Origin of the sequence: Pedosphaera parvula Ellin514 (assembly GCF_000172555.1) — a bacterium.
In the GTDB taxonomy this organism is placed as follows: Bacteria; Verrucomicrobiota; Verrucomicrobiia; order Limisphaerales; family Pedosphaeraceae; genus Pedosphaera.
Window position 1 is genome coordinate 130,477 of record NZ_ABOX02000011.1, and the last position, 20,458, is coordinate 150,934.

The window sequence follows — 20,458 nt, forward strand, 5'->3', positions numbered from 1 at the left end:
GCACAATCGATTAAAACGCAGAAACGGATCTTTAGAAGAAAGTGGTCGGAGCGACAGGATTTGAACCTGCGACGTCTTGGTCCCAAACCAAGTGCTCTACCAGGCTGAGCTACGCTCCGATAATGTATCGGGGTGTTAATAATCACCAAAACGCGCGGTTACGCAATCTATATTTCAAAAATTCGCAACCGGCTTTCCACTGGACGCGCTTTTTATGCATGTTAGAGTCTCCTAAGTATGTCAACTGAAGCGCCTTCGACGCCACAAAAAATCAACCTTCGCCGTCCGGATATTATGGAGGCGGTTCAGGCACAGGTACTTTCCCATTATCGGAGTGAGTTGGTGGAACGTATTCGTGCTAACGGCAACGTCGTGTCCGCGGGTGGATTAACAGTGAAACTCGCCAAAGAATTTGGTTTTTGCTACGGCGTCGAGCGAGCCATTGATTTGGCGTATGCAGCCCGCAAAGTCTTTCCAAACCAGCCAATCTACATTCTTGGAGAAATCATCCACAACCCCGAGGTAAATGACCAAATTCGTGCCATGGGTATCAAGTCTTTGTCCGGTAAGGAAAAGGACGCGGATGTGGATGATCTTAAAAAAGATGACATTGTTATCATCCCTGCTTTTGGGACTGAAGTTGCCACGCGTGAAAAGCTTCAGGCTAAAGGTTGCCGCTTCGTGGATACAACCTGTGGAGACGTAATGAGCGTTTGGAAGCGTGTTCGTCAGTATTCCAATGATCGCGTAACCAGCATCATTCACGGAAAAGCCTGGCACGAGGAAACCAAGGCGACCAGTTCCCAGACCACCAACCGTGGTGGACATTATCTCGTCGTTTTCACGCTTGCAGAGACGGATTACGTCTGCAATTTCATCTTGAAAGGTGGCAGCAAGGAAGAATTTCTGAACAAGTTTAAGGGTGCCTATTCGGAAGGCTTTGATCCCGACGTGCATCTTCAGGCCATCGGTGTTGCGAACCAGACCACGATGCTGCGTGGCGAAACCGAGGAAGTCCAACGTCGTTTGCGCAATGCGATGACGGAAAAATACGGTACTGATAAAGTGGAGCAGCATTTTCGCTTTTTCGATACGATTTGCGGCGCGACGCAGGATCGGCAGGATGCGCTTGAAAAGTTACTGCGCGTTCCCATTAACCTGTTGCTGGTGATTGGAGGATATAATTCCTCGAATACTTCGCACCTCGCCGAAATGGGTGAGGCCAAACTTCCAACCTATTTCATCAAGAACGCTGCGAAGATGGTTTCAGACAAGGTAATTTTCCATTACAATCAGCACATTGGCAAGGAAGTGGAAACCAGCGATTGGTTACCCTCCGGAAATATTACAGTGGGAATTACTGCTGGAGCTTCCTGTCCAAACAATCTCATCGAAGATACTATCCGCCGTTTGTTTGAACTTCGCGGCATCTCCGTTCAGGATCTTCTTGGTGCCAAGTAATAGAAGGATGCGGACATTCACAAGTTAAACTCCGGTAATTTTGGTCTGGAGGAAGAATTCAAAGATTATGCCTCGTACGCGTGCAGAATTAGAGCAGATTGAAAAACAGACTTTGGCTCCTTACGCCCAATTCAGTGCCGATTCCCGTGGGCGCAAATACAAGGAAGCTCCGCCTGAATGGCGCACCCAGTACCAACGTGACCGGGACCGGGTCATCCACTCACGGGCCTTTCGTCGTCTCGAATACAAAACCCAGGTGTTTTTGAACGGCACGGGAGATCATCTCCGCACGCGTCTAACTCACACGATTGAAGTTGCTGCCATCACGCGAAACATCACACGTGCATTGCGGTTGAACGAAGATTTGGCCGAGACGATTGCCCTGGCTCATGACCTGGGACACTCTCCATTCGGTCATAAAGGAGAGGTGGTTTTGAACCGCCTGATGAAAAAACATGGCGGCTTCGAACATAATCGGCATAGCTTGCGCATCGTTGAAGAAATCGAACAGAAATATCCCCTCTTCCCCGGTTTGAATCTGAGCTGGGAAGTCCGCGAGGGTTTGATCAAGCACTACACCAGTTACGATCATCCCAGCAAGCGCAAGGGTTTCGATGCCAAATCCTCTGCCTTGGAGGCGCAGGTGGCCAATCTCGCTGACGAAATTACTTACTACAGTCATGATCTGGATGACGGGTTGGATTCGGGCCTGCTCTCTGAAAAACAGTTGAACAAGGATGTCCGCATCTGGCGCCAGGCGACACGGACCGTGGAAAAGCAGTTTGGTGATTTGGCCGACGAATGCCGCCGTTACTTTATTATCCGCTGCATTATCGACATGCAGGTCAAGGATGTGGTTGAAACCACAGAAGAGAAAATCCGACGCGCCGGAGTGCAGAGCGCCGATGACGTAAGGCTCCAATCCAAATCTCTCGTCCAATACAGCCCCGAAAGACGCGAGCTGAATCTTGAACTCCGGGATTACCTTTACCAGAATCTCTATTACAATCCGGTGGTTCACGGCCCCAACCTGCGCGCCGTCAAAATGCTGGAGGAATTATTTAATTACTACCTGAAGCATCCTGAGCAAATTGGCGATCAAGCTCGCAAGCGGATGCGCAAGGAAGGCAGGCGGCGGGCCATCTGTGATTATCTCGCCGGAATGACGGACCGCTACGCCATGCAGGAACATGAAAGAATTTTCGGCCCCAGTCCCTAGCCCGGTGAAGCGGGCTAATGCTCCTTTAACAACTCCTCAATTTTTGCCTTCAAACGAGCATAGTCCTTATCGCCTTTGACATATTCGCCGCCGGGGTGGATGTATCGAATGACGCCTTTCCGATCAATAAGGAAACTGACACTGGTAAAGTCTCTTTTTTCAGCATCCAACCACCATCGGTGCAATGTCTTCCAGTCTCGGTCGATCGCAACTGGAAATTTAAAATTATATTCTCCTGAATATTTTTTAACCCAGTCCTGCGTGAGCGGTTCGTCAGATTTGTGATGGTAAAAGCCAATCACCTCCAACCCGGTCTCACGATACTTTTCGTAAAATTCGTTCAAAGCCGGAGCAGTCGCGCGACAAAAAGGACAGGTTGGCGCTGTCCACCAGCGCACCAGAACCACCTTGCCTTTTAAGTCACCCAGCTTTAATGGAGCAGAGTTGATCCAATCAGTTGCTTCCCATTCTGGCGGGACGGTTCCAATCAGCTTATCAGCTCCCAGCACAGGAAATACCTGGACGAGCAGCAACAACACCAACGCGCTCCAGCGGATCCTCCAACCAGATGCCTTAACGCGAGGCTTGGCCACAAGTTTAATATCCATAATGCGCCTCAATGCTGTTTGGGATAAATAACCACGGTGCCGTTGGTGACCTCAACCCTCTCGTATTCCTTCATATAAAGCCGATTCGTGGGATTTTCATTTAAGCTCTCAGCAAAATTTACCTGCTGAAGCTGTTGCATATATTGCGACGGCAGCGGATTGCCTTTCACATCGACCGAGGACAGGCCAATAAATAAATCGTCATTGGTCTTAAAGACCCGGAACAAACCACTGCCGTTCAGGTAGCGACCTTTTGTATCTACATAGGGGATTCGAAAAATGTTCTCCAAAGGCAGGCTCAGCTCGCCACGAACCTGATTGTTGGAAACCGTGATATAAAACTTATCCCTCAAATCTTTCATCTCGGGTGAGTTTGCCAATAGAACATTAATGTCGGGACCAGTCAGAATGAGCGGCGGAGTATTTGATTGTGAAGTCACTGCCGTGTTGAACTCCGCTATTCGTTTTTTCAAACTTTCACGATCAGCAGCCGACACTTCGGACTTTGGAAGTGGCATGGGCTTGGAGTCAGTATATTCGGCAATAGTGGAATTAATGCGCTTAAAAGCCAGTCGGAATCCCAAAAACACTGCGGTGCCAAGAAGTATCAAAAACACCAGGGAAACAATACAACCGTAGAAAAAGCAGCCGCGCGGTTTTTTAGTTTTTTCCTGGTTTGTCATGATTTATGGTCAGCATACGCTTTTGTTAATAATTGTAACGGCAACTTCTTTTGGAAAACAATGGTTACTTTTTCGGCATCTTAAACTTGGGTCGTATCGGTGGAGGGATCGGTATCCGTCTGGGATTGCTTTGATTAATTGGTGGAGGAGCGCTTATTTCATTAACCTTTGATTCCACCCGTTTCGTTTCCTCAGAAATCAAATTCGTAGTCTTGGTGACCACCTCCCCGATCTGGCTTTCGGGAAACTTCATCTCCCCGAGCTTGAAATCCTCAAGACCTTTAAATGCATCCATCTTTTGGTTTGCAAAATCCACAGCCTCCTGCAACGGAGAACCGCTGGTCGTGTCCAGTGATTGGTATCCGTTTACGAGCCACTCCAGGTTGCCTGTATTGATATCCACCAGGAGCCCGTGCACAGGAATCCCGCGACCTATCAACGGGCTCTGGCGCACAAAATCAACCGCTTTGCTTACATTTTGCCTTTCGCTGGCAAACAGTCCGAAGAACTCGGTCAGATTCTCCGGCAGCATCGCACGATTCACTCCCAGGGCCTGAAAGGCATTGGTCAGTTGCATCATCGAGGTTTTACAAACCTGGCAATCCGTGTGTCCGATGATGGCAATCTCCCTGGCTCCTTTGACCGCACACGCTAATGCGAGCGATCTAATGGTGCTGCTCGTAGCTCCCGTAATGATATTCCCGGCATTACGAAGCCAGATAAACTGTTCGTTCGGCACTCCTAATATTCCTGGAAAAAACGCGTTTAAACGGGCGTCAATGCAGGTCAATCCCGCTATTGGCAGTGACTCCGAATGCTCCAAGGGATGCAAGCCTGCCGCTTTATCTCCGGCAATGGCTCGATGATTGGCTTCAACGATGGCTTCAAAAAGGCGCATAGGTTGTATCGATTTAATTTTAATTCATTCCAGATCGCCCTGCCATAACGCTTTCGTAGGCGGCGTTCAAAAGCTTCGCTCGTTCCTCGGCCATCCGCCGCCACTCATCACCGAACACGTTAAACTTGTCAGGATGACATTCTTTAATTTTTTTACGGTACGCGGATTTAATTTCCTGCAACGTCGCTTTTTCCGTGACTCCAAGCAAGAAGTAAGGGCTTTTCTGGTCATCAACAGTGGCAGAGTCTGCTTCCGATTTTTGCTGGTTTTCCGAACGGTCCTCCTGGGTTGCCTCCTCAACAATGGGAAAGAGCCTGAATAGTTCGCTTCGCAGATCGGATGTCAGGCTTATGCCGGCAGGATGCGAAGGCAGGAATACCACTCCTTCAATGTTATGAAGTTGGGCAAACACTCCAAGCGAATGTCCAATGCCGGTTTTCATCTCCACCTCTTCAAAGGAAAAACGGGAATTGCGGGATAAAAGGACACAAATAATTTTTGCACATGCCCTGGTATCCAGGCTCAGTTGCTTATAAGCGGTGTTTAATAGTCCAAAAGTCGCCAGGAACAGTCGCGGCCCCAGATACAACAAATCCTCTATATCCTTCCATGGAGTCGTTACATAGGTTGAAAAAATCCTTTCACCGCGTGCGTTGCGCCTCATGTCAAACCGCACATCAGCGGCATGTTGCCCTTTGGTGAGAGCGCTTCCCACAAACAGCAACCCAAGAAATATGCCGGCAAAGACACACGCTTGCATTTGCGTATGGTCGAAAGCTACGGGTGAAGCTGGTCTCCCGCGATGCATTAAGGAAAGCAACAACAGGAACAATAAAGAGGCACCCAGAAACATAAATCCTAGAACCAAAAGGCTCCCTAACAGCGAAACAAACGACAACCCTGTGTTCAGCAATGCCTCCAGGCTCAATCTCCTCCGAAGCCAACGCTCGACTGCTAAAGTTCTTTCGTTTTGTGACGAGGTGCGCATCTAGGTTTCCAGGATCTACACATGCATTACCCCAGCATTCCAGGCAAACCAGGTTTCCTCTGGTGCCGTGCAAGCTTAAACCTTGCATGCCCGTCCAGCAAAGAAATAGATAACCGCTCCCAAAAGGTGAGTAAGCTCAATAACGAACATTCAGACCAATCCCTCCCTCTGGCCTCTAAGTCTTCTCCTCGTTATTTTCAGAATTGCCCTTTTCCATCGCCTTCCTGAGAGCAGGCACCTGTTCCAGTAACTTTTCAAACTTGATGCCGGTCAAACTTTCGATCACAGGAGGCAGTTGACTTATGATCTGAGTGACATCCCCGGTCAGCTTGCTGGCTCCGCCCCCGGAACCATCCCCACTATTGATGATCACAATCTTCTCAGTCTTGGACAAAGGCTCGCTGATCTTGCCTGCGACCTCAGGCAATATGCGCACTATCATTTCGATTATGGCAGCCTGGTTGTATTGCTTGAATGATTCGGCCTTCAACTTCATGGCTTCGGCTGTAGCAGTTCCCTGAGCCTCAATAATGGCGGCTTCAGCCAGACCGCGCGCTTTGTTCGCTTCGGCTTCAGCCATACCAGTCGCTTTCGCCACGTCAGCATTGGCAAAGCCCGTTGCCTTCGTAGCAGCAGCAGCACCCGCTGCTTCGGTCTCAAGCTGGAATTTCTTCGCGTTCGCCAATGTTTCAACCCGATAACGTTCGGCATCGGCCGGCTTCTGCACCATGGCTTCCAACTCACGCTGCTTGCGTAAAATTTCCTGCTGTTGCAGTTCGATCTGCTTTTGCTTCTCAATAATGTTGACCTGCACTTCTTCCGCCTTTACCAACTGGCCCGTTTTGAATTTTTGCAGGTCATAAGCGAGGTCTGCTTCGGCTTTCTTCTGATTAACTGCCGCTTGGTACTGCGCCACATTGGATTGATAATTCCGTTGCGCTTCCGCGATCTTGGTATCAGCCACGAATTTAGCCTCCTGGCCTGCCTGCGTGGCTTGAGCGGATCGAATCATGGCATCACGGTCCGCTTCCGCCTGCGCAATTTGTGCATCCCGCTTTACCTGGGCGATACGAGGTTTACCCAAGGCTTCCAGATAGCCTTGTGAATCACGAATGTCCCGAATCGTGAAACTCACAATGGACAAGCCCATGTTGGCCATATCCCCCGCGGCAACTTCCTGCACTTTGGAAGCAAAAGCATCACGGTTTTGGTAAATGTCCTCCACTGTCATCGTGCCGAGAATCGCACGCAAATGCCCTTCCAGAGTTTGGGTGGCAATGTTTTTGATTTCATCGGTCGCCTTGCTAAGAAATTGTTCTGCTGCGGTCGCGATTGAAATGTCATCTCCTTTGACTTTGATCTGCGCGACCCCGTCTACTTTCACTGGCACGCCTTTGCTCGTGTAAACCTCGGGCGTTTGCACGTCGATGGTTAGCAACTCCAGTGACAGAATATCAACCTTCTCCACCACCGGCAGCACGAAGGTGCCGCCGCCTTTAACGATGCGAAATCCACGAGTGGCAACAGTGCCGTCCGCTTCGATGACTTTGTGTGGACGTCCGGAAACAACCAGCACCTGGTTCGGGCCAACTTTTGTATAGCGGCTGAACCAGGTAACCAAAACCACCATCAGGACCAATACAATGGCCAAAATGGATATCACAATCTTTCCACCGGACAGGACGGAACCGAGATCAGCCAACATGGGGAACAGATTCATAGCTGGATTAAGGGTGAGAATATGCATGAATGTTTATTGCTTATAGGGCGACGACGTAAAACTGAGAACCAACTATCCGAACAACCTTTACAGTTCTGCCATTCGGAATGGGCATGCCACTGTCTTCACGCGCGGGCGCTGTGTAACGCGTGCCCCCGTGTACGTAGGCGATCTCCCCCACCCCGTTCTCAGGAATGGGACTGATAACATGCGCGGCTGCACCCACAACAGCACCAACTTTGGATTCACTCGTGCTCTGCGTCTTTTTGAATACCTGTCGCAGAAACAGCAGCAGCATGTAAGCGATGGCAAAACCTCCCGCAATGGCAAGCGGAGCGCTGATAAATGGACTTTGGGTCGCAGGAATTTGTTTGAAGATGATGCCCAGCCCGCCAAATGCCGTTATGAAGGCGGCGATCATGCTTGGGCTGAACGCAGAAACGCCCGGCATATCACTGGAATCCGCGCCAGCCTCCGCGTGACCATGACTTCCGCCCACATGGGCGTCATGCCCGCCGCCAAACACATGACCGAGCAGTGCGGTGACCAGCATGAATACGAGACCGACACCCAGACAGATAAGATAAATAATTGAGTCCATAGCTACCAGCCTCTTGATTTCCGTACATATTCTTGAGCCAAACCTGCAAACCCAGCAAGTTTATTCACTTGGGCCAAACAGCCATGTTCCATTGGAAAAACGATATAAACGCATCCCAATGTCCGCACTTATAATCTCAGGATTCGTTTATAATCCCTCCTTCACGCTTGCCAAGATAGTCAGGGCTTAGCATTTTGATGCCTATGCAATCCCATGAGTTGTTGCGTGAAGTGTTCCAGAAGTGCAGCGCCAAGCAGGTCGCGGCTGAACTGGGGCTTTCCCTTTCGATGATCTATAAGTGGGCTGAACCGCCAGACGAGGCAGCCGGCAGCGGCACCTCAAATCCCCTGGACCGGATTGAAGCGTTGCAACGTTGCAGCGGGGACCCACGGATCGTGCAATGGATTTGCCAACGCTCGGGTGGATTCTTCATCAAGAATCCCAAGACCCACAATCCGCATCCGGAATTCCTGATTCCTGCCACGAACGAAATCATCCAGGAGTTTGCCGATTTGCTCGCGGTCATTGCAAATGCAGTGGCTGATAATAAAATCACGCCTGAAGAAGCCAGTAATATTCGTGCACGCTGGGAGGAATTGAAATCCGTTACTGAAGGTTTTGTTCAGTGCTGCGAAGCTGGAAATTTCCGCGGCCTCAAAGACCAGGCAGCCACAGTTCATCCACCTGGAACAGCCCCGGGCAATCCGAAGCAGAACCCGCGCAAGTAAGTTGTATCTATGCTCAAAATTATCGCGCTCTATGGCTGCCTGTTGGCCGGCAGTCTGCCAGCCGCTGAAATCATCAATGCTGACATATGTGTGTACGGAGGAACTGCGGGGGGAGTTGTCGCTGCTGTTGAGGCCAGCCGTTTGGGTAAAAAGGTAGTCCTGACGGAGTTTGGGAACCACCTCGGTGGCATGACTTCGGGTGGCCTGAGTCAAACAGATATTGGTAACAAGGGAGCCATCGGTGGCATTTCCCGCGAATTTTATAGTCAGATGGGCCGCCGCTTTGGAAAAGAAGAACAATGGCAACTTGTACCCAGCGTAGCAGAACAAATATTCTTCGACTTCGTAAACGAGGCGAAGGTGCCGGTTTATTTTCAGCAACGTCTTGCCCATGTGAAAAAGGATGGCCTTCGGATCACGGAGCTCACCATGGAGAACGGCAAAACTTATCGCGCCAGGGTGTTCATCGATGCCAGCTATGAAGGTGACCTGATGGCCAAAGCGGGAGTTTCATACACTGTGGGTCGCGAAGCAAATTCGAAGTACAAGGAAACCCTGAATGGCGTGCGCGCAACAACCCCCAAGCATCAGTTTGGGGTATCAGTTGATCCCTATGTAAAACGTGGTGAATCATCGAGCGGGTTGATTCCTTTAGTTCAACCTGGCGATGGAGGCATGCCTGGAGCTGGTGATCATGCAGTACAAGCTTACAACTTCCGCATGTGCATCACTCAGAACCCTGCGAACTGGCGTCCAATTGCCCCGCCTCCAAACTACGATCCTGCCCGTTACGAATTATTGGCGCGATATGTCGAAGCCCAGATCGCTGCCGGCAAATCGCCCAAGCTCGGTGAATTGATGCACATTCAGCCCATGCCCGAGGGGAAGACAGATATTAACAACAATGGTGCCTTCTCCACCGACTTTATCGGCGCGGATTACGAATACCCGGATGCAGATTATGCGACGCGTGCAAAGATCTGGAAGGAACACGAGGATTATACCCGTGGATTTTTCCATTTTCTCGCCACCAGCCCACGCTTGCCGGAAAGCCTTCGCAAAGAGATGCAATCATGGGGTCTGGCGAAGGATGAGTTTTGCGACACCGAAGGATGGCCACATCAATTGTACATACGTGAAGCGCGGCGCATGATCTCCGACTATGTGATGACGGAACACAACTGTCGCGGCGAGATTAAGGCCGAAGATGTAATTGGCCTGGCTGCCTACACAATGGATTCGCACAATTGCCAGCGGCTTGTGAAGAATGGGCATGTGGAAAACGAAGGCGATGTGCAAGTCGGCGGCTTCCCTCCCTACCCCATTTCCTACCGTTCAATCATTCCCATGGCAACCGAGTGTGACAATCTATTGGTCCCAATTTGCCTTGCCTCTTCTCACATAGCATATGGTTCCATTCGCATGGAGCCGGTCTTTATGGTGTTGGGGCAATCATCGGCAGCTGCAGCCTGCGAAGCCATTGATGAAAATGCTGCCTTGCAAAAAATCGACCTCAAGAAATTGCAACAGCAGTTGCTCGCAGAGAATCAGGTGCTTGAGTGGAAAGGCAATCCACCAAAGCAGAAAAAATGATCCGTTGGGAATTATAAACTGCTGCTGCTGGAGATTTCCACCTTCAGAACGGCGGATTTTCCGGGTGCAAGGCTTACCTTGTTTTTTCCCAAATTGCCCGATTCAACACAGACCATTTTTTGATATTCCTCATTGCCGAAATCCGGCAATGCCTGCGCTTTGGCAATCCACGGATTCCAAACCACCGTCGATGTGGAGTTTTCTTTTTCAATCCGGATTTTTCGGCGAAGGGCAGGATCATGAATTTCCACAGTGCTCAATGTGTCCATGTAAACACGATCGACCTCGGAGCTAATCTTGATGATCTCTGCCGTCTCGGTTTTTTCCGCAAAGTCCGCTACCTTGTCCCGATAATTCACGCCTTTGAGGCCACTGATACCAACGGAATTGACGCCTCCAATATTAAAGTATGAATGCAGGCAATCCTCATAAACGAACTCTCTGTCCGGGGATTTGTTTATGACAATCAGCCGGAGTCGCAAAGTTTCACCGACCGACACCGTATAGTCCAAATCAAACGGAACCCCTTCCGGTTTTTCGCTGTCGGGCAGGCTGAAATGCAGTTCCACGCTGCCTTCGCGAGTCATGACGATCTCCTTCAATACCCAATCCTTCACTCGCGCAAACCCGTGGGCCGGAAATCCCTCTTTGGCGCCAAACCATGGGAAGATTATCGGTATGCCTCCTCGAATGGCCTGGCCTTCCTCAAATCGGCTCTCCTGGCTTAGGAAGAGCAACGGTTCTTCATTCTTCTTTTTAAAATGAGTGATATGAGCGCCATGGAGATAAATCTCAGCAGAACTCCATTTCGTCGTGATGCTGAGCTTCGCAAGATCGCCAGTGCCCTTCAGAAAACACACGCGTCCAGACACATCCAATTTGTTTTTGAACTCCAATTCCTTGCCAGTAGCCATAATTTGTTCCACAACTATTTATCAATCTGACTCCGCATTCCAATCATTTTCCCTTTCCATTTTTGCGCAAACCTCGCTACTTTCTCGGCACGTTATGTCCCAAAAATATAAATTTTGTTTCGGACCTTGGAATCTCAGCGAAGGTTGGGACCCCTATGGCCCCACCACCCGCCCGCCTCAAACTTTCGATTGGAAACTGGGTGAACTGAAACGTCTGGGTTTTGACGCGATGATGTTTCATGACGATGATGCTGTGCCCGATATTGACTCCAAATCGGAAGCAGAAATCCGCAAGGCAACCAGGGAGCTAAAAAAGAAATTGGACGGCGAGGGTATTGCCGCCGAAATGGTGGCGCCACGACTCTGGTTTAGTCCCAACACTATCGATGGCGCTTACACGAGTAACAACCCCAAGCATCGCCAATATGCCATTGATCGTTCTCTGCGAACCATCGATATTGCCCGTATCCTTGATACCGACTTGATCGTGCTTTGGCTCGCCCGCGAAGGTACTTACGTGCGCGAATCCAAGAATCCCCGCAAGGGCGTGGAGTATTTGGTTGAAGCAATGGACAAGATGCTTGCTCACGACAAGCGCATCCGACTTGCGATTGAGCCCAAGCCGAATGAGCCCATGGACCACGCCTATGTTCCTACCATTGGCCATGCGTTGGCCATCGCTCAACAAACCCGTGATCCAAAACGGGTCGGAGCTTTGATCGAGAGCGCCCACTGCACATTGGCTGGACTGGATCCTTCTGACGAAATTGCCTTTGCCATGTCGTTCGACAAGCTTTGGTCCCTCCATTTGAATGATCAGAACGGCTTGAAATTTGACCAGGACAAACCATTCGGCAGCACGAACCTGCGCAGCGCCTTTAACCAGGTTCGCGTCTTGGAGCAAAACAAATATGGCAGCAATGGCGAGTATGTCTGTTTCGATGTTCACCCCTTCCGCACCACCAAGCCGGAACATTGGGTGGCGCATCTGGATAACAGCCGTCGCACCTTCCTTAAGTTGGTGGAGAAGGCTCGCACTTACAACGAATCCAAAGCCAGACAGATGATTGCGGATCGTGATTACCAGGCCTTGGACCAGCACGTCATTGAGCATTTGCTGGGCAAGTAAACCATCAACCAGTCTTCAGCAATATGGGCGCCTTCAAGGCGCCCTTTTTCGTTCCATCCAGTCTTACACTTTTTTTACAATTCATTTACCGGCTGATGACATCTAATTTCGAACCGCAAGTTACATTGAGGTATGAAAGCAAAACTTTTCTGCGCGTCGTTACTCTGCAGTCTTGTATTGGCATGCGCTGGTTTCATGGGCAGCCATAAAGATGATATTACGGTTCATGAATGGGGCACTTTTACCTCGGTGCAAGGGGGAGATGGTATATTGCTGAGCTGGAAACCATTGCAAACCTCGAAGCTGCCAGGCTTCGTGCATAACTGGACGAAGCCAGGATTGAACCTCCAGGCAGGTGGGCTGTTCGCATTTGGCAAAGGTTCCATGATGAGCCTGCAACGGATGGAAACCCCCGTGATATACTTCTACGGCAAGCAGGAACAAACTGTGGACGTAACTGTTCAGTTTCCGCGCGGGATTATTACAGAATGGTACCCTCAAGTCGCGGAGATAGGCCCTTCATTCGTGCCCAGAAATTCGACTTTAACATCAGCCGACAGAATGATCCATCAAGTTGGGGCGCTGACAAACGTGTCCTTGGCTGATTACTTTGGGGCAAAGGATGTAACCAATAGCATGGCCCATTGGGCCAACATCCAAATCAGTCCCAAAGCTTCATCACGAGGCGCAAGTTCAGAACTGCTTACCGATGCTTCGGGAAGTCATTATTTTGCCGCCCGCGCGACTGATTCCCTGTTGGCTCGGACTCGATCTCTTTCGCCTACCAACTCAGCTTATGAATATGATAAATTTCTCTTTTACCGTGGGGTGGGCAACTTTGCCACACCTCTAAAAGTGACCATGCCTTCTGAGGACCACATCACGCTTACGAACAATGACGCTTCGGCTCTCCCCCATCTCTTTGTGATTACGGTAAGCGGCCAGAGCGGAAAGTTTAGTCATCTTGCCAGCCTGGCGCCGCACCAATCCATCTCTGTGCCCTTCGACAAAGCTGCCAGCCTCTTACCCATGGAAACCTTCAAAAAGGATTTAGCCAAAGAGTTGGCATCATCCCTGGTTGCGCAAGGTTTGTTTCCCAAGGAAGCAAAAGCGATGGTAAACACCTGGAAAGATTCCTGGTTGGAGGAGGAAGGCATGAGGGTGCTGTACATTCTTCCAAGACCATGGACGGATGGCACCTTACCCATCACCATCAAGCCCCAACCGAAGGAACTCGTTCGTGTTATGGTGGGCCGCGCTGAAATAATTCCGCCTGACATTCAACATAATCTTGCTGCCAAACTGCTTAAAGCCGGTCAAGGTGATGCGCAAGCAGGAGACGAAGCTCAAGCCGCACTGAAGAAATTGGGACGATTTGCTGAACCGGCATTTTACAAGGCTCTCGAAAGCATTTCCTTCACCAACATGGACAATTCCCGGCTGCAGGCGCTCCTGACCAAGGTGAAAGCCAGTGATTAATTTGTCCTGCTCACAGACTGGACTAATGGCAGAAAACCTCCGACTATCACCCCGAGTGCCATGAAAAAAGTAGCGCTCGTATTTATTGCCGCCGTGTTTCTGCCCAGCCTCGTTCTTGCCTGGCTGGCAGTACGTTCTTTACGCGACCAGCAATTTGTCATCGAGCGTCAGCAATCCCTGCTTTATCAACAGGTAACAGACGGCCTGGCGAAGGATGCGGAGAACGTTCTGGCTGAGATGCAACATCAATTCGGACAGCAGGTGGAAGCGTTACTCGCTGAAGATAAAACCAGAACCCTTCCCACTTCCTTTAACGACAGACTCCGGACAAATTGGTCCATAAGCGAAATTGGCTTTGTGGTTACTTTGGAAGGCAATATCCTTTGCCCCACTCCCTATGCCAGTCCGACGGCACGGACCTTTCGCGAACAGAACAGCAAATTCTTGTGTAACTCTGAAAGTGCCGAGGTTTATTGGAATGCAAGCAAGCTTAATAATTTGGGCAAAAACTATAGTAATTCATCGCAACCGGAACAGCAGCCGCAACTTGGCAACAATTTCCTCAATTTAGGCCAAAATTCCTCGAGCCCTGTTGATTACAAGAACACTTTAAAGTCCCAGGGCATGCGCAACGTCATGCCCCAACAGCAGGCATCCCAACAAAACGAAAGCGACTCGCAACTGTATTCCAAGGTTTCCGCATCGGAAGCTGAGTTTCGTCAACTGGTTGGTGATGCTACGGAGGGCACCATTGCCCGCTTCGTGGATAATCGTTTAAATGTCCTGGTGTGGTATCGCCCTCCCGGAACGCCACAAATGATTTTTGGATCTCAGCTTTCCTTGCTTAGGATCAAGCAGGAACTCAAAACGATCATCGATCATTTGGAACCCGCCCTGCGCGACGAGATTGCAGTGGCTTTGCTGGATGACAACGCCCGGCCGGTAACTACCTCCCGGGAAAAATTTCAAACCGTTTGGAAAAGACCTTTTGTAGCCACTGAAGTTGGAGAAGCCCTGCCCCATTGGGAAATTGCCGTCTATTTGCTCGACCCGGCCAAAATGAGTCAATCTGCCAGGACTCTCAAGCTGACGTTGGGACTATTGATTGCGGTTTTAGTCTGTGCCATCGGCTTTGGAAGTTTGTTGATCGTCACCGACCTTCGTCGCCAGCTTGCCGTTGCCCGGAAAAAAACTGATTTTGTGAGCAACGTATCGCACGAGCTGAAAACACCTCTTACCTCGATTCGCATGTTCTCCGAATTACTGGCGGAAGGACGAATTGCCGACCCTGTAAAGCAGAGGTCCTATCTTCATATCATCACTGCTGAAGCGGCCCGATTAACGCGCCTCATCAACAATGTGCTCGATTTCTCGCGCATGGAACGAGGCGAAAAGAAGTACAGCATCCAAAAGCTCGACCTGCTGGAACTGATCACTGAACTGGCGGGAAATTACCGCCATCATCTTGAAGCGAATCATTTTCAACTCAATTCCAGCCTGCCGGATGCTCCTGTTTTTGTGAATGGTGATCGCGACGCCTTGGCACAGGTCATCGTCAATCTGCTTTCCAATGCTGAAAAATATTCCGCTGAGAATAAGGAGGTGTCGATCATACTGGATCGCAAGGAGGAACCATTACCTTATGCGGAAATCCAGATCTTGGATCGTGGAATCGGAGTTCCGAAAGGGTCCGAGGATAAAATCTTCGAGCAGTTTTATCGGGCTCATGACTCCCTGGGCAGTGGCATACAAGGCTCTGGCCTGGGGCTTACTCTGGCCCGTCAAATAGCCCGAGCTCATGGCGGCGATGTAATCAATCAGAGTCGTGAAGGCGGTGGCAGTTGCTTTACATTGCGACTGCCCATCATTCAGGAATAAACATGAAAACCCGGATACTCATCATTGAAGACGACCCGCACATCGCCTTGGGATTGGAAGAAGTATTGAAGAGCGAATCCTATGAGGTTGCCCTGTGTAATCGGGGCGATAAAGCGATGGAAGCCTTCAATCGGCTGCACCCTGCCCTGATCGTGCTGGACGTCATGCTTCCAGGTCTAAGCGGATACGATGTCTGCAAACAACTCCGGGCAAAAAAAATAAATACTCCCATTCTTATGCTCACAGCCAAGGGACAGGAGATTGACAAAGTGATTGGCTTGGATTTGGGGGCGGACGATTACGTCACGAAACCCTTCGGCGTCCGTGAACTGCTGGCACGCATTCAGGCCTTGTTGCGCCGGATAGAGAAACCTGCGGCAGAATCGATAGGAAAAGAATCATTCACAATTGGTGACGCAACGATCGATCCGAGAACTTTTGAATTGCGACGAGGAAAGGTCCAGGAAGAACTTACCGCCAGAGAACTAAAACTGCTCCAGCTCTTTCACGGCCACCCTGGAGAGGTCCTCTCCCGTGATCGCCTTTTAAACGACGTTTGGGGTTACGGCTATTACGGCACTACACGCACATTGGACCAGGTGATTGTTCAACTCCGAAAGAAGCTCGGTGATAACGGCGCTGAACCGAAGCACCTGGTCACCGTTCATGGTGTTGGTTACAAAATGGTGGTCTGAAATTAATGCATCCAAACGCTTACCATCTGCCACGTGGCGCCTGCTGCGAGCAATAACGACAGATACCAAAGCCATTTCTTTTTCGTAACCAAACAGATCGAGCCCATGGCAATGGAAATTTGAAAGATTGAGGTTGCCATTCCCATGCCGCTGCCATGTTTACTGGAATCCAGCGCCTTCGCCTTTGCTTCGTCTCTTTGCTGCTGTAAGACCTCTGCTTTCTCCTTCTGGTCCTTTTTCAAGGCTTCGTACTTGGCTATTTTTGTTTTAAATAAATCCGAGCCTTTTGAATCGACGGCCATCGTCTCCTTCGGCGCTATTTCATGCAGGGCTTCATATAAATTCTGCTTAATGGAGTTGGCCTGGTAATAACCCCATTCACCAGAGGCTTGGGCTTGATCGTAAGTTGAATTGTTCAACTCAACCAGAGTGCGGCTGGAATACTTGCCGGCCCACTGTGTGGCAATGGCCGCAAGCACCGCGATAAAAACCAGCGACATTGAGGTATATTTAGTCCACGACTCTTTCTTTTCCTTTTCCTTTTGGGCGGCGCGATCCGCCTTCAAATCGGCTATGAACCCTTTTAGATCGTTAATCTCATTGTCCAACTTATCCATATGCAAAAACCTGGGAGTGAATTTTTTAAATTGAATGATAAGGCTTGGGAACCACGTAAACTGGAATTAATACCTCGGCTTCGAGGAATCGACCTCGACCGACCATGCATCTATTCCGCCATGCAGATTTCGCAAATCGGTAAAACCCAAAATCTGAAGCCGGGAAATAGCGTGCATACTTCGCATTCCATGATGACAGTAAACAACCACTTCCTTGCCCTTCCACGACTCGATCTCAGCCGCTCTTTGCATAATCTCGCCAAGGGGAATCAGTGTCGAATCAGGGAGCGAAACAAACTCGTGCTCCTCCCGTTCGCGAACATCCAACAGCAAAGGTTTCTCGCCTTTTTGCAATTTGGCGGCGAGCTCGGAAGCTGATATCTGAATATCCATGTGGTTTGGGTGAAGAATCTGTTTTACTCAGACCTGGCAGCGAGATACCGCTCCGCTTCGATCGCTGCAGCACATCCTTGACCGGCGGCCGTGATGGCCTGGCGATATACCTGATCGGCGCAATCACCAGCCACAAAGACTCCTTCCACATTAGTCCTGGTTCCCTCTTTTGGGAGAATGTAACCGGCCTCATCCATGTCAATGATCCCCTTGAAAAGCTGTGTGTTTGGCACATGACCAATCGCCACAAACACGCCGGCACAATCCAGTTTGCTTTCTTCGTTTGTCTTAAGGTTCTTCAGCCGAACACCCGTCACCTTGTCCTGTTTAACATCCATGACTTCCGTAACGACAGAATCCCAGACTGGCTTGATTTTGGGATTCGCCAGAGTCCGATCGGCCATGATCTTTGAAGCACGAAGGGAATCGCGACGATGAACGAGATAAACGGTGGAAGCAAACCGGGTCAGGTACATGGCTTCTTCGCAGGCGGAATCGCCCCCGCCCACCACCACCAAAGGTTGATGCCGGAACATCGGCAAGGCACCATCGCAAGTCGCGCAATATGTCACCCCTTTCTTTTCCAACTCGGTTTCACTCTCGAGTCCAAGGTGGCGATGCCCGGCGCCACTGGCGATAATCACAGTTTCCGCCTGCACCGTTTCACCATCGATGATGAGGGTGTAAGGCTGTTTGGTAAAATCGACCTTCTCCACCGTGGCAAATTTGATGCGCGCACCAAAGCGCTCGGCTTGTTTCTGCATGCGGACCATTAATTCGTAGCCATCGATGCCCTCAGGGAACCCTGGAAAGTTTTCGACAATGCTGGTTGTCGTCAGGAGTCCACCGGGATGCAAACCAGTCAATACCAATGGCTGCAGGTTGGCACGAGCAGTATAAAGAGCCGCGGTTAATCCGGCACAACCCGTCCCAATAATGACGACTTTTTCCATATAAGGAGGCGAAAGGTAAATTTAACCTGCAAAAATGGCAAGTATGGATACACAATCCATAACCACGATAATTAAGGAGATCCCCTGTCCTTCAGGACCTGCGCTCCGCCCGATAATTGCTTCTTCCGCCATCTATTCACGCGCCAAAAGAACACCCCGAAGAAAATGAGTCCGCAACCGTTGACTCCCACGGTATAGCCGAGCTTATAGGTTCGGCCAGTATTGTTGGCTGCATAGATTGGCACATCGTTTCCAATAACAAGATTGGGAAGGGCCGCCGGCATTAACGCCCCATGTACTATGCCGCGCGCAAATCCCGCCGGCCCGGCAGGTTTGTTCGCAAAATGAATCGCAAAATTAATTATCCATCCAACGATTGCCGCAAAAATCAGAAACGATAGGATGCGGGTGAGCACCCGGCGCAACAAAGTATGTTGCGGAGCGACTTTAGCTTGTGTGTCAGTCATTGTGTCCGTACAGCAAGAGCATGTTTTTGAAACGCCGCACCCTGCAAGCAGAATATTTCGATGAGCCTGACCGGCCACAGGCTGATCTGGTTGAGGGTTATCGAATTCTCGGGCGTTTTAACCGTCTTTTCATGCTTGCCCGTTCTTTCCAGACTTTGGTGCCCCATTTTCTGGGGGAAATCAGATGCCGGAAACTCTCCTTGTTGGATCTTGGTGCTGGAGATGGTTTCCTGACCAAACAACTGGCTGGATGGGCATCGGAAATGGGTTGGGACTGGAAAGTCACCAATTTTGATTTAAATCCTCGCGCGCTTAAACTTTCTGGAACTGATGGTTGTGTCGCGGGCTCTGCGCTTGCGTTGCCTTTCCGCGAACAATCATTCGATGTTGTGATTGCCTCACAAATGACACACCACTTCATGGCAGATTCAGAGGTGCGTAACCATTTTAAAGAGGCTTGGAGAACCACTGGAGGGCTGCTTTTGATCACCGACCTGCATCGGAACCTGGCTTTTTACCTCGCCATGCAGGCTATTTTGAGAATCTCCGGAGTGCCAGCTCATTTCAGATCAGATGCTCTTCTTTCCGTCAAAAGAGGATGGCGTGTCAACGATTGGAAATCCCTTGCCGACGAAGCTGGCATTCCCGAAGCAAAGGTCTGGCTGTACGCAGGCACAAGAATCATGCTCCAGGCGCAAAGAAAGTGCTAACCACTTCATCGTGATCGAATGCTTCTCCGAGCATGTCGCCACCAGCGCAGCCAGCGAATGGTATCTCTCACCGGGTGAATCTTACTCCGTTCTTCTTTGTAAATAGTCCTTACTGGTACAAACCTTACCAGAAGCTTTCTGCGGATAAAGCCCCAGAGCACTTCTGACTCAATCTCAAAATGGCTTGTCTCAAGGGATAAACTTGATAATGGCTCCATCCGCATCAAACGGAATCCGCACTGTGAATCAGGAATGGAAATACCGGCCAGTCTGGAGAGCTGTCCACTCATCCAACGATTCACCATCCTTCTTATCCAGGGCATGGTGTGAGTATCGGCCATTCGGTTCCCAATAATAAGATCTGCGCCACCTTCCTCGGCTGCGGAAAGCAGACTCGAAACATCCTCCGGGGCATGCTGCCCATCCCCGTCCATGGTTAACACCCAACCAACACCTTTTTGCCTGGCATATTTCGTACCTGTTTGTAATGCAGCACCCTTTCCAAGTGTTCTCTCATGCCGAATCACCTGGGCACCAGCGTTTCTGGCGTTTTGGGCGGTGTCATCATTGGAGCCGTCATCTACGACAACAATATGTGGCAAAACCCTTTTCACCTGTTCCACCAGACCGGAAATGGTTGCTCCCTCGTTCAAACAAGGAATGATTACGATACATTCAACCGGCCAATTCATGCGCAAAAGCTAGGGAACGCACCGGCAGTGTC

The 20,458-nt window shown here is 50.1% G+C and carries 21 protein-coding genes and 1 tRNA gene; 9 read left to right on the forward strand and 13 right to left on the reverse strand.

The features are described 5' to 3' along the window. Window positions 1–42: 42 nt before the first annotated feature. Window positions 43–119: transfer RNA gene (locus tag CFLAV_RS11140), tRNA-Pro, on the reverse strand. A 118-nt stretch (window positions 120–237) separates the two neighbouring features. On the opposite strand from CFLAV_RS11140, the gene CFLAV_RS11145 reads away from it, so the two are divergent. After that, window positions 238–1,461 (forward strand): 4-hydroxy-3-methylbut-2-enyl diphosphate reductase, encoded by a 1,224-nt coding sequence (locus CFLAV_RS11145; protein ID WP_007414824.1) that lies wholly within the window; start codon window positions 238–240, stop codon window positions 1,459–1,461. A 67-nt stretch (window positions 1,462–1,528) separates the two neighbouring features. Continuing rightward, a complete protein-coding gene (locus CFLAV_RS11150) occupies window positions 1,529–2,680 on the forward strand; it encodes a deoxyguanosinetriphosphate triphosphohydrolase (protein ID WP_007414825.1) in 1,152 nt (383 codons plus the stop codon). A gap of 14 nt (window positions 2,681–2,694) precedes the next feature. Here the strand turns inward: CFLAV_RS11150 and CFLAV_RS11155 are convergent, their stop codons facing one another. The 6 genes from CFLAV_RS11155 to CFLAV_RS11180 all read right to left on the reverse strand — a co-directional run bounded on the left by CFLAV_RS11155 (window position 2,695) and on the right by CFLAV_RS11180 (window position 8,178). Continuing rightward, entirely contained in the window at window positions 2,695–3,288 is a 594-nt protein-coding gene (locus CFLAV_RS11155) for a TlpA family protein disulfide reductase (protein WP_007414826.1), read from the reverse strand. Between the two features lie 8 nt (window positions 3,289–3,296). After that, window positions 3,297–3,971, reverse strand: coding sequence for a hypothetical protein (locus tag CFLAV_RS11160; protein WP_007414827.1), 675 nt, complete (start codon window positions 3,969–3,971; stop codon window positions 3,297–3,299). Window positions 3,972–4,035: 64 nt separating this feature from the next. Continuing rightward, window positions 4,036–4,869, reverse strand: coding sequence for a carbonic anhydrase (locus tag CFLAV_RS11165; RefSeq protein ID WP_007414828.1), 834 nt, complete (start codon window positions 4,867–4,869; stop codon window positions 4,036–4,038). A gap of 19 nt (window positions 4,870–4,888) precedes the next feature. After that, window positions 4,889–5,629: a J domain-containing protein gene (locus CFLAV_RS11170; protein WP_160164556.1), complete on the reverse strand. Its 741-nt coding sequence runs from the start codon at window positions 5,627–5,629 to the stop codon at window positions 4,889–4,891. A 403-nt stretch (window positions 5,630–6,032) separates the two neighbouring features. Beyond that, entirely contained in the window at window positions 6,033–7,604 is a 1,572-nt protein-coding gene (locus CFLAV_RS11175) for a flotillin family protein (RefSeq protein WP_007414830.1), read from the reverse strand. Between the two features lie 13 nt (window positions 7,605–7,617). Beyond that, window positions 7,618–8,178 carry an NfeD family protein gene (locus CFLAV_RS11180; RefSeq protein ID WP_007414831.1) on the reverse strand — a complete coding sequence of 187 codons (561 nt, stop codon included), beginning with the start codon at window positions 8,176–8,178 and terminating at the stop codon, window positions 7,618–7,620. Between the two features lie 197 nt (window positions 8,179–8,375). On the opposite strand from CFLAV_RS11180, the gene CFLAV_RS11185 reads away from it, so the two are divergent. Both CFLAV_RS11185 and CFLAV_RS11190 read left to right on the forward strand, forming a co-directional pair. Next, window positions 8,376–8,906, forward strand: coding sequence for a phage regulatory CII family protein (locus tag CFLAV_RS11185; protein ID WP_202796886.1), 531 nt, complete (start codon window positions 8,376–8,378; stop codon window positions 8,904–8,906). 9 nt (window positions 8,907–8,915) lie between these two features. Then, entirely contained in the window at window positions 8,916–10,499 is a 1,584-nt protein-coding gene (locus CFLAV_RS11190) for an FAD-dependent oxidoreductase (RefSeq protein WP_007414833.1), read from the forward strand. 11 nt (window positions 10,500–10,510) lie between these two features. On the opposite strand, the gene CFLAV_RS11195 is transcribed toward CFLAV_RS11190, so the two are convergent. Continuing rightward, window positions 10,511–11,413 (reverse strand): D-hexose-6-phosphate mutarotase, encoded by a 903-nt coding sequence (locus CFLAV_RS11195; RefSeq protein WP_007414834.1) that lies wholly within the window; start codon window positions 11,411–11,413, stop codon window positions 10,511–10,513. Window positions 11,414–11,507: 94 nt separating this feature from the next. Here CFLAV_RS11195 and CFLAV_RS11200 point away from each other — a divergent pair, with 94 nt between their 5' ends. From CFLAV_RS11200 to CFLAV_RS11220, 4 genes are all read left to right on the forward strand, one after another. Beyond that, window positions 11,508–12,542: a TIM barrel protein gene (locus CFLAV_RS11200; protein ID WP_007414835.1), complete on the forward strand. Its 1,035-nt coding sequence runs from the start codon at window positions 11,508–11,510 to the stop codon at window positions 12,540–12,542. A 132-nt stretch (window positions 12,543–12,674) separates the two neighbouring features. Further along, window positions 12,675–14,021 (forward strand): hypothetical protein, encoded by a 1,347-nt coding sequence (locus CFLAV_RS11210; RefSeq protein WP_150107363.1) that lies wholly within the window; start codon window positions 12,675–12,677, stop codon window positions 14,019–14,021. 60 nt (window positions 14,022–14,081) lie between these two features. After that, the gene (locus CFLAV_RS32185; RefSeq protein ID WP_007414838.1) at window positions 14,082–15,899 is read left to right on the forward strand and encodes a sensor histidine kinase; all 1,818 of its coding nucleotides are present in this window, start codon (window positions 14,082–14,084) and stop codon (window positions 15,897–15,899) included. 2 nt (window positions 15,900–15,901) lie between these two features. Continuing rightward, window positions 15,902–16,594: a response regulator transcription factor gene (locus tag CFLAV_RS11220; RefSeq protein WP_007414839.1), complete on the forward strand. Its 693-nt coding sequence runs from the start codon at window positions 15,902–15,904 to the stop codon at window positions 16,592–16,594. Window positions 16,595–16,596: 2 nt separating this feature from the next. Here the strand turns inward: CFLAV_RS11220 and CFLAV_RS11225 are convergent, their stop codons facing one another. The 4 genes from CFLAV_RS11225 to CFLAV_RS11240 all read right to left on the reverse strand — a co-directional run bounded on the left by CFLAV_RS11225 (window position 16,597) and on the right by CFLAV_RS11240 (window position 19,024). After that, the gene (locus tag CFLAV_RS11225) at window positions 16,597–17,211 is read right to left on the reverse strand and encodes a DUF4337 domain-containing protein (RefSeq protein WP_007414840.1); all 615 of its coding nucleotides are present in this window, start codon (window positions 17,209–17,211) and stop codon (window positions 16,597–16,599) included. Window positions 17,212–17,277: 66 nt separating this feature from the next. Beyond that, window positions 17,278–17,604, reverse strand: coding sequence for a rhodanese-like domain-containing protein (locus CFLAV_RS34055; RefSeq protein WP_007414841.1), 327 nt, complete (start codon window positions 17,602–17,604; stop codon window positions 17,278–17,280). Between the two features lie 23 nt (window positions 17,605–17,627). Continuing rightward, window positions 17,628–18,557: a thioredoxin-disulfide reductase gene (gene trxB / locus CFLAV_RS11235; protein WP_007414842.1), complete on the reverse strand. Its 930-nt coding sequence runs from the start codon at window positions 18,555–18,557 to the stop codon at window positions 17,628–17,630. Window positions 18,558–18,628: 71 nt separating this feature from the next. Beyond that, on the reverse strand, window positions 18,629–19,024 hold the full coding sequence (locus tag CFLAV_RS11240) for a hypothetical protein (protein WP_007414843.1): 396 nt from the start codon (window positions 19,022–19,024) through the stop codon (window positions 18,629–18,631). A gap of 20 nt (window positions 19,025–19,044) precedes the next feature. On the opposite strand from CFLAV_RS11240, the gene CFLAV_RS11245 reads away from it, so the two are divergent. After that, complete coding sequence (locus CFLAV_RS11245; RefSeq protein WP_007414844.1) at window positions 19,045–19,734, forward strand: methyltransferase domain-containing protein; 690 nt, start codon at window positions 19,045–19,047, stop codon at window positions 19,732–19,734. Window positions 19,735–19,739: 5 nt separating this feature from the next. Here the strand turns inward: CFLAV_RS11245 and CFLAV_RS34060 are convergent, their stop codons facing one another. After that, window positions 19,740–20,426, reverse strand: coding sequence for a glycosyltransferase family 2 protein (locus tag CFLAV_RS34060; protein WP_007414845.1), 687 nt, complete (start codon window positions 20,424–20,426; stop codon window positions 19,740–19,742). Window positions 20,427–20,458: the final 32 nt, after the last annotated feature.

Coding starts and splice junctions, on each gene's coding strand:
- CFLAV_RS11145 (WP_007414824.1), top strand. CDS start 238: ATGTCAACTGAAGCGCCTTCGACGCCACAAAAAATCAACCTTCGCCGT.
- CFLAV_RS11150 (WP_007414825.1), top strand. CDS start 1,529: ATGCCTCGTACGCGTGCAGAATTAGAGCAGATTGAAAAACAGACTTTG.
- CFLAV_RS11155 (WP_007414826.1), bottom strand. CDS start 3,288: ATGGATATTAAACTTGTGGCCAAGCCTCGCGTTAAGGCATCTGGTTGG.
- CFLAV_RS11160 (WP_007414827.1), bottom strand. CDS start 3,971: ATGACAAACCAGGAAAAAACTAAAAAACCGCGCGGCTGCTTTTTCTAC.
- CFLAV_RS11165 (WP_007414828.1), bottom strand. CDS start 4,869: ATGCGCCTTTTTGAAGCCATCGTTGAAGCCAATCATCGAGCCATTGCC.
- CFLAV_RS11170 (WP_160164556.1), bottom strand. CDS start 5,629: ATGCAAGCGTGTGTCTTTGCCGGCATATTTCTTGGGTTGCTGTTTGTG.
- CFLAV_RS11175 (WP_007414830.1), bottom strand. CDS start 7,604: ATGCATATTCTCACCCTTAATCCAGCTATGAATCTGTTCCCCATGTTG.
- CFLAV_RS11180 (WP_007414831.1), bottom strand. CDS start 8,178: ATGGACTCAATTATTTATCTTATCTGTCTGGGTGTCGGTCTCGTATTC.
- CFLAV_RS11185 (WP_202796886.1), top strand. CDS start 8,376: ATGCCTATGCAATCCCATGAGTTGTTGCGTGAAGTGTTCCAGAAGTGC.
- CFLAV_RS11190 (WP_007414833.1), top strand. CDS start 8,916: ATGCTCAAAATTATCGCGCTCTATGGCTGCCTGTTGGCCGGCAGTCTG.
- CFLAV_RS11195 (WP_007414834.1), bottom strand. CDS start 11,413: ATGGCTACTGGCAAGGAATTGGAGTTCAAAAACAAATTGGATGTGTCT.
- CFLAV_RS11200 (WP_007414835.1), top strand. CDS start 11,508: ATGTCCCAAAAATATAAATTTTGTTTCGGACCTTGGAATCTCAGCGAA.
- CFLAV_RS11210 (WP_150107363.1), top strand. CDS start 12,675: ATGAAAGCAAAACTTTTCTGCGCGTCGTTACTCTGCAGTCTTGTATTG.
- CFLAV_RS32185 (WP_007414838.1), top strand. CDS start 14,082: ATGAAAAAAGTAGCGCTCGTATTTATTGCCGCCGTGTTTCTGCCCAGC.
- CFLAV_RS11220 (WP_007414839.1), top strand. CDS start 15,902: ATGAAAACCCGGATACTCATCATTGAAGACGACCCGCACATCGCCTTG.
- CFLAV_RS11225 (WP_007414840.1), bottom strand. CDS start 17,211: ATGGATAAGTTGGACAATGAGATTAACGATCTAAAAGGGTTCATAGCC.
- CFLAV_RS34055 (WP_007414841.1), bottom strand. CDS start 17,604: ATGGATATTCAGATATCAGCTTCCGAGCTCGCCGCCAAATTGCAAAAA.
- trxB (WP_007414842.1), bottom strand. CDS start 18,557: ATGGAAAAAGTCGTCATTATTGGGACGGGTTGTGCCGGATTAACCGCG.
- CFLAV_RS11240 (WP_007414843.1), bottom strand. CDS start 19,024: ATGACTGACACACAAGCTAAAGTCGCTCCGCAACATACTTTGTTGCGC.
- CFLAV_RS11245 (WP_007414844.1), top strand. CDS start 19,045: ATGTTTTTGAAACGCCGCACCCTGCAAGCAGAATATTTCGATGAGCCT.
- CFLAV_RS34060 (WP_007414845.1), bottom strand. CDS start 20,426: ATGAATTGGCCGGTTGAATGTATCGTAATCATTCCTTGTTTGAACGAG.